Here is a 7,613-nt window from a genome sequence, read left to right as displayed (position 1 = left end):
ACTTTTTCATTGATCTGAAAAAGAAGATGATCTTTCATTATGAGTTTCTCATATACTTCAGGGCCATAAACAAACGTTGTTTGATTGCTTTTACTTACAGAATACATTTTTATCACAATTTAATCAATTAATTTACAAATTAATTTTCTTAATTGGATATAAGTATGTCTATTCATTGTGATTATGGGCTGAAGAAAAGATTGATGTCAAGAAAAATCAGTAATTATATTATTTGAACTGGTGACTTTTCCGACAGTCTCATCTAAATTAAAATTTTAAATAAGAAAATAATTTTAATTTTATGTAAGTATTACACTCGCCTTTGATTTTCAAGTCTTATTACAACTTTTCCTCCTTCCACAGAAGAATCAGCTCTTATAGTGTCAGAGATCCTAGTATTTGCAGGTACGATTTCGGTTCTCTTTGTTATGCCTCTTCGCTCAACATCAATCACAACATCTACAGTTCCATCAACATTACCATTGTTAACTAATGTATATGTGACGTCTACATATGCACCTTGTGAAAGGCCAAATCCCTCATTCATCCTCCAATCGTCAATTCTTATATCAGGTCCACCTGCTACATCATCGATACATCCTATAGTGTTTATTATAAGAAAAAATGTCAAAAAAATAATAATTGTCGCTGTTTTTTGATTCATAGTTTAACTCCTAACTAGCTATACATATGAAAATATTTGATAATTAACTATAAAAAGATATCTATTTAGTGCGACTTAATTAAAAAAATAGGATGTATTCTTAATATCTTTGAAAGACTTAGTCTGCTTTGAAAAGTACTAATTTTTAAATTGCAGATAGTTTATTTGTTTTCACTTTTTTTTAGGATTTACTTGTAAAAAATAGAATCATTGCATGAAAAATTAATAATGTTTATATATAACTTAGAATAGATTAGTATACATATTATAAAAATTTATTAAAATAGAATATATCTTTAAGGTTACTGGGTTATCTGAGAGTGGGGATACAATATAGAATTCATTAGTTTAGTCCATGATCTAACCTCCTAGAAGAAATCCATTAAAAAGTAATTTTACGATATATGAATGAGAGGAAGTGAACAAAATGAAAAAAATAATGATTTTATTTTTATGTGTGGTTTTGTTATCAGTTTCTTTTGGCTGTCTTGGTGAATCTGAAATTCAGAGTGTTGAAGAAAGAAGTCAAGATGATTCAGAAGTTCCATACGAAACCCAGCCAGAACCTGAACCTGCTCAGAAAGGAACATATCAAAACCCTGCTAACATGGATGAAACAATAACAATAACATCTCTAGGAGACACATTTCGATTTTCAGTAGATGATGTAATTAGAGGTCAACAAGCAAATAGTATGGCTCTTGGCGCAAACATGTTCAATGACGAACCTTCAAGTGGTTATGAATATGCTTTTGTTAAGGTTGAAGTTAATTTTAGAGATGGTGAATCTTCTAAATATATGAGCACTTTTGATTTTAAAGGATATAGTCAAGGAGTTGAATTAACATCTCCATTTTTAGTATTTCCAGATCAACTGAAAGAATTTTCATCTGGGAATGTAATGCCTGGTGCAACTAAAGATGGATGGATTGTTTTTACAGTTCCACAAAATGAAGAAGTAATTATTTCGTATTATCCAAATCTACTCAGTTCAAATGGAGGATATATAAGTATAGGCAATTGAATTAGATTGATTTCATAGGTCAAAAACGTTAGCAAACTATTTTGACCAACTATTATCTTTTTTATAAATCTTTTAAATAGTATATGATAGATGTATTAGTATGAATAATGATGAAGCTTATTGTAGCAGCTGTGGTCAAGTTATAAAGAAAAAAGCAGAGATATGTGTCCATTGCGGCGTAAGGAACTATAATGGAAATACAGCAGATGATAGGCCATATCGTGGTTGGATGCGTGCTATATGTATATTATATGGTGGTCTGTTCTTAATTGCAGTGCCTGACGGTATCATGTGGTACTTGGAGTCGGGTATAGCTTTAGTACTTATAATCGAAATTATATCTGCACTGATTTCTCTGTTCTTAGTGATATTGGGTTTATTCCCTGATAAGATGACAGGTATTTTGAACATTAAAGATAAGAACATTTTTCTGGCAGTGTTAGTTATTCTTATAATTGCTCATTTAATAATAGTAGGATTTCAACCTGAACCTCCAGAAGGCTGGTGGTATTATAATCCATGGTAACCTAGATTTTAATAAACTTCATATTTGATACTATTATGGGAATTGATGAAGTTTAGTATAGTGTCTAAGCATAAGATATCAAGAAAGAGTATAACCTATATTGGATACTTTGAACTAAAGGTCAGGCTTTTTACTTGCTTCTATAAATCTAATTTAGATGATAGAGCTAAATTTAGTAATTAAATGATTGGCTCTAACTTCAAAAAAAACTCTCTCACTCTTTTAAAGGGTCATAGTTTTTCAAACACAAGTTTATAGCAGGTTCCATTAGAGTTACTAACATCCATTGTTGCAGAAAGCTGTTGACTTAATATCTTGATAATGCGATATCCTACAGAACTGAGTTCATCAACGTCCAAGTCATCAGGCATTCCAATCCCATCATCTTTTACTACCAATACGTTTGCATTTTCATTTTCATGACTCTCAAATGAAATGGATATATTACCTTGTTCCCTACCCACAAAAGCATGTTTATATGAATTAGTAACAATTTCATTGATAAGGAGCCCTAAAGGCACAACTAGATCCATATCCATATGAACTTTATCAATTGATTTATGTAGACTTATTTTTTTATCAGGTGTTCCATAGATCCTTGTCACATAATCCACTAGATCTGAGATGTAACTGGATATCTCAACATGTGCGATACTATCTGCCTTATAAAGTTTCTCATGTGCAAGTGCCATTGACCTTATACGATTCTGACTTTCTACTAATGCATTCTTAAATTGAGGATCATAACTGAACAACCGCGCTTGCATGTTAAGTAAGCTGATAATTACTTGCAAGTTGTTCTTGACACGATGATGTATCTCCTGCACAATCAAGTTACTTTTTTCAAGCTCTTCTAATCTCTTCAGGTCAGTAATATCTTCACCAATACTTCCAATAGAAATTATCTTATTATTTTCGTCATAGAGGGGGAAAAGAACTGTTCTAAAAACCTTTTCTTCGCCATCTACAGTTAAAGTATCCTCAACAACTAAGGGGTCTCCTTTCTCCTTAGTTTTAGAAAGACGTGACTTGTATATGCGTGCGATTTCAGAATCCAATAATTCATCTAAATTGGAACCCACTATATCAGCATTCTTGCTGCCAAGCAAGGTGTTTAAAGCTCTATTTGCACGTTCATAAGTACCATCGGGTGTTAGTTCACCTATCAATAATGGACTATATTCAAAGAAAGACTGTAATCTTAAAAGTGCTTTTTTCAGTTCAGCTTCAGTTTCTTTGCGTTTGATAGTATGCCCAATATTCGATGCTATATCTTCAAGTAAATCTACAATATTAGTATCATTGAACAGGTTATTCTTATAACCGTTTAACTGGAAAATACCAATTATATTATTCTCGATCTTTATAGGGATCATTGCAATAGAACTATACCCTTCTTGTATACTGATCATCCTGGGATCGTACTCGGTCTCAGTCTCAGTCTCAGTCTCACTCTCGATTGTATTCCCGTTTAGAACTGCAGGATCATTGACTATTAAACTACCATACTCAGTAAGAAAATGATTAGAAGAATCCCTTTCTTGCTCACCCACAATAGCACAGAAAAATTGCTTTTCGCTTTTCACTATAATCGAATCTTCAAAATCCAAGAATCTCTTTGAAAATCCATTTTGGTAAAAGAATGGATAATCCGTGTTCTCCTTTAGTCGAATACCAATGGCATTCACTTCAAGTTTGTTTTTTAGTTTTAAACAAACACGTGCTATTATTTTATCATAATCACTTGATTCGTTTAGGATAGATAAGATCTTACTGTACAAGTTACGATATTGTTCAGCTTTTTTTCTTTTAGACACATTTTCATGATAAATAACCACTCTGTCATGAGCAGATACTTTTCTTGCATGCATTATGAACCAGCGTTTTTCATCTGGAGAATGACAAGGATATTCTAGATCAAAACGATCTTTAATTCCTTCAAGAACATCTTTTATGCCAAGATAAGCTCTTTTAGCAGTACTGTTCTCATCCTCATCAATGATCGCTCTTTTTGTGACCTCTAAGTAATTGGACCCAATATCGCTATTGATAAGGCTTGGATTATCGTTCTCTACAGCAAACTTTTTCCATTTATTGTTATAATCAACAATTGTTCCTTTCATATCAAGTAATACTATATTATGGTCAAATGTATCAAGGATGTTGTTGACTGAAATGTCTGACATTAGAGCATCTCCTTAATGAATATCAGATTAGTGTGTATATTTGTAAACTAACTCTATGTACTGTAATAAATTACTATGCATTTGGGGATAATAAAGATTCGTACCATTAATACAATATGGTTAAATTCTTTTGGATACGTTAACAGTTGTAAAAAAAGCAGATGAACTTACGCACTAGTATAAATAGTTATTCCTATATTATAATTTTTTTAAGTAAGTTAAGGAATGGAATAACTTCAAAATTCAATATCAAGCTATTATATAACACTAATAAATAGTCAATAACTTGTTAAATAAGACTCCATAATTATAAATAATACCTTTTTTTAACCAATTTTAGATTATTGTATATAAACATGTCCCTTTATTTAGTGGCAAAAATTGATATTTTCTGTTTATTGAAAAATAAAACGGTATCTTAAGACGTATGTAAATCAAAAAAAGCAAACGCCGATTAGTCTTATGTTTAAAGATAACTTTAAATACTAGTATTTAAAAAACTAAACTTTATATACTATGAACTGAATAGTGCATTATAGGTATACTTCAGAGAGTATGCCAAAGAGTAGATTGAATAGAGATCCAAGGATCTCGACCTATATAAGAACAAAATGAAAGGAGTATTGGCATGATAGAAGTAAAACCCAGTGATATTCTGGTAAGATACAACGTAAAGTTGGAAAAGGAAATGGCACCCGAAGAGGCAGCAGAAGAACTTTATCCAACAGAAGAGCCAGTTCGCTCAATTGCAAAGTCTATCTTCGAAGGAGAAGAGGACGATGTCATTGAACATCTAGAGAAAGCTATTGGAGCAGGTAAGGACCCACTTGACCTGATAACTGATCTGATGGCTGGTATGGATGTAGTAAGTAAATTGTATGACGATGGTGTCATTTTCCTACCAAACGTAATGATGTCAGCAGATGCAATGCTTGAAGGAATCGATTACTGTAAGTCAAAGTCAACCAAGACACACGAATCAAAAGGAAAGATAGTGTGCCATGTGGCTGAAGGAGATGTACACGATATTGGTAAGAACATCGTAGCTGCACTATTAAGAGCAGGTGGATACGATGTAGTAGACCTTGGTCGTGATGTACCTGTAGAAGAAGTTGTAGAGGCAGTCAAGAAAGAAAAGCCAATTATGGTCACAGGTACTGCTTTGATGACAACAACGATGTTTGCATTCAAGCAAATAAATGACAGGTTGGTAGAAAGTGGTATCAAGGTACCATTCCAGTGTGGTGGAGGAGCTGTTAACCAGGACTTCGTTGAACAGTATGAGCTCGGAGTTTATGGTGAAGAAGCTGGAGATGCCGTGAAAATGGCTGATACCATCAGGAAGAAAGGTAGCAAGATAGATGGACTAAGGGATCAGTTCCATCAACACTAATCTAAGAGGTGATATTAATGACAGTAAATAGATTTACTTCAATGGCATATGGCAGCGCTGACGAAATGATCTTCGGTAATGCTAAAAAACCAGTCAAGGCTGGACTGGGATTAGAGATCGGTGCAGGATACACTACACCTGAGGTCAATTATGCACCACGTCCAGAAGCAGGCCAGAGCAAAGATAAACTAGTTAGGGAATATGAGAAGATCACAACTGACATCATGGCAAGAATGGTGCAGGTAGGATTCCCTGCTGTAGTACTAGAAACTGAACACGTCCAGGAAATGACAAACAACCCTAAATGGGGTGGAGAGATCGCACATGCACAGAAGACCATCATGGAAGAGTACCATGAGGAATATGGTATCAAATGTGCATTAAGACATACACCTGGTGATATACGTGAAGATAGAGATTATCTTGAACTAAGAGGTGGTAAATACTCGACACTCATGGAAGCATTCGATGAGGTTGCATCCAATGGTGCTGACCTGTTATCAATTGAATCGATGGGTGGTAAAGAAGTATTTGATCACGCGATCCTAAGAAACGATATGCAGGGTATACTCTATGGTATCGGATGTCTTGGTGCAATGGATATGGAATATATCTGGCAGGATATCGCAAAGGTTGCTAAGAAGAACAATGTAGTGCCCGCAGGTGATACTGACTGTGCACAGGCTAACACAGCAATGTTCATTGCTGGTGGACTCTTAGACAAGAACCTAGCACACACATTAGCAACAATTACACGTGCAATTGCAGCATCAAGGTCATTGGTTGCATATGAAGCAGGTGCTATGGGACCAGGTAAGGATTGTGGATATGAGAACACTATTGTAAAATCAGTTGCAGGTGTCCCAATATCACAGGAAGGTAAGACTTCAACCGATGCACACTCTGACGTACTCGGTAACCTGGTAATGCAATGCTGTGACCTCTGGTCAAACGAATCTGTGGAATACCATGGTGAGTTCGGTGGTACTTCAGTACAATGTTGGGCTGAAACACTGGGCTATGACTGCTCGTTGATGAACGTTGCACTCAAGTCAGGTAATGAGAAAGTGTTAAGGGATATGTTCGTAGCATCTGACAGGTACAGAGACCCACAAGGTTACTTACTTGCCTACGATAACGCATACAGAGTAGGAGAGGCCATTGCAAAAGATGGAGATAACCTATACTTACGTGCAAAGAATGCTGCACTCAAAGCCTGTGAGATATTGGACGAAGGTAAGAAAGGTAACCTAGAACTCACTAGGTTTGAAACAAATGCATTAGGTAAAGCCAAAGCTGACCTTGAAGCATTACCTGACGATATCGACCAGTTCATGAGCGACTCCATGACAAAGTACAAGAACGAAGTTAAAGTATTCAGGCCAGAATCGAACTATGGACTTTGATCTTTGCTAAATAAGTCCTTGCTCGAGCTTGTTTTCCAGTGAAAATGGTCTGCATGGGTAAAAATCCTGTGCAGCCCATTTTGCTACCTATTTATTTTTTTTTGTTGGGGGGTTACATTTGGAGATTTACGTGTCTGATAAATGGAATGAAAGGGGTTATTCTAATTATAATAATACTCATCAAAAGTACTTTATTCCTAATTCTAATTGGTGATATTCATGAAATTTTGGTTAATTTCGGTTGTGTCACTATTTTGCTGTAAATTCTCCTGTACCACACTTTAGTTAGAGATCCATGTTTAAATATCTATTTCCTGTCAACCATTCTTCGTTCATATCTATTAGTATCGAAACACCCAATCTCATCAATGCTTCCTGATTTGGGAATGCACCTACTACTTTGCTTCTTCTTTT

General features: G+C 34.8%; 7 protein-coding genes. 4 read left to right on the top strand and 3 right to left on the bottom strand.

The genetic code is table 11. The annotated features are described in order from the left end of the window. Positions 1 to 310 precede the first annotated feature (310 nt). Positions 311 to 664 (bottom strand): hypothetical protein, encoded by a 354-nt coding sequence (locus tag J2T59_RS09970; protein WP_259135787.1) that lies wholly within the window; start codon positions 662 to 664, stop codon positions 311 to 313. A gap of 427 nt (positions 665 to 1,091) precedes the next feature. Here J2T59_RS09970 and J2T59_RS09965 point away from each other — a divergent pair, with 427 nt between their 5' ends. Together J2T59_RS09965 and J2T59_RS09960 are read left to right on the top strand one after the other, a co-directional pair. Then, entirely contained in the window at positions 1,092 to 1,688 is a 597-nt protein-coding gene (locus J2T59_RS09965; protein ID WP_259135786.1) for a DUF4352 domain-containing protein, read from the top strand. A gap of 100 nt (positions 1,689 to 1,788) precedes the next feature. After that, positions 1,789 to 2,214 carry a zinc ribbon domain-containing protein gene (locus J2T59_RS09960; protein WP_259135785.1) on the top strand — a complete coding sequence of 142 codons (426 nt, stop codon included), beginning with the start codon at positions 1,789 to 1,791 and terminating at the stop codon, positions 2,212 to 2,214. A 230-nt stretch (positions 2,215 to 2,444) separates the two neighbouring features. Here J2T59_RS09960 and J2T59_RS09955 read toward each other — a convergent pair whose 3' ends face one another. Then, positions 2,445 to 4,400 (bottom strand): histidine kinase dimerization/phosphoacceptor domain -containing protein, encoded by a 1,956-nt coding sequence (locus J2T59_RS09955; protein WP_259135784.1) that lies wholly within the window; start codon positions 4,398 to 4,400, stop codon positions 2,445 to 2,447. A gap of 628 nt (positions 4,401 to 5,028) precedes the next feature. Between J2T59_RS09955 and mtaC the strand changes: the two genes are divergently transcribed. Then, complete coding sequence (mtaC, locus tag J2T59_RS09950; RefSeq protein ID WP_259135783.1) at positions 5,029 to 5,793, top strand: methanol--corrinoid protein MtaC; 765 nt, start codon at positions 5,029 to 5,031, stop codon at positions 5,791 to 5,793. Between the two features lie 17 nt (positions 5,794 to 5,810). Beyond that, positions 5,811 to 7,199 (top strand): methanol--corrinoid protein co-methyltransferase MtaB, encoded by a 1,389-nt coding sequence (mtaB, locus tag J2T59_RS09945; protein ID WP_259135782.1) that lies wholly within the window; start codon positions 5,811 to 5,813, stop codon positions 7,197 to 7,199. Between the two features lie 285 nt (positions 7,200 to 7,484). On the opposite strand, the gene J2T59_RS09940 is transcribed toward mtaB, so the two are convergent. Next, on the bottom strand, positions 7,485 to 7,613 hold a 129-nt coding region (locus J2T59_RS09940; protein WP_259133870.1), incomplete at its 5' end, for a transposase.

The organism is Methanosalsum natronophilum, from assembly GCF_024808815.1.
Lineage (GTDB): Archaea > Halobacteriota > Methanosarcinia > Methanosarcinales > Methanosarcinaceae > Methanosalsum > Methanosalsum natronophilum.
Note: the sequence above shows the minus strand (reverse complement) of the source record. Positions and strands in the feature narration are given on the sequence as shown.

Excerpts from the sequence above, each read along its gene's own strand:
- mtaB (WP_259135782.1), top strand. The coding sequence starts at position 5,811 with ATGACAGTAAATAGATTTACTTCAATGGCATATGGCAGCGCTGACGAA.
- mtaC (WP_259135783.1), top strand. The coding sequence starts at position 5,029 with ATGATAGAAGTAAAACCCAGTGATATTCTGGTAAGATACAACGTAAAG.
- J2T59_RS09955 (WP_259135784.1), bottom strand. The coding sequence starts at position 4,400 with ATGTCAGACATTTCAGTCAACAACATCCTTGATACATTTGACCATAAT.
- J2T59_RS09970 (WP_259135787.1), bottom strand. The coding sequence starts at position 664 with ATGAATCAAAAAACAGCGACAATTATTATTTTTTTGACATTTTTTCTT.
- J2T59_RS09960 (WP_259135785.1), top strand. The coding sequence starts at position 1,789 with ATGAATAATGATGAAGCTTATTGTAGCAGCTGTGGTCAAGTTATAAAG.
- J2T59_RS09965 (WP_259135786.1), top strand. The coding sequence starts at position 1,092 with ATGAAAAAAATAATGATTTTATTTTTATGTGTGGTTTTGTTATCAGTT.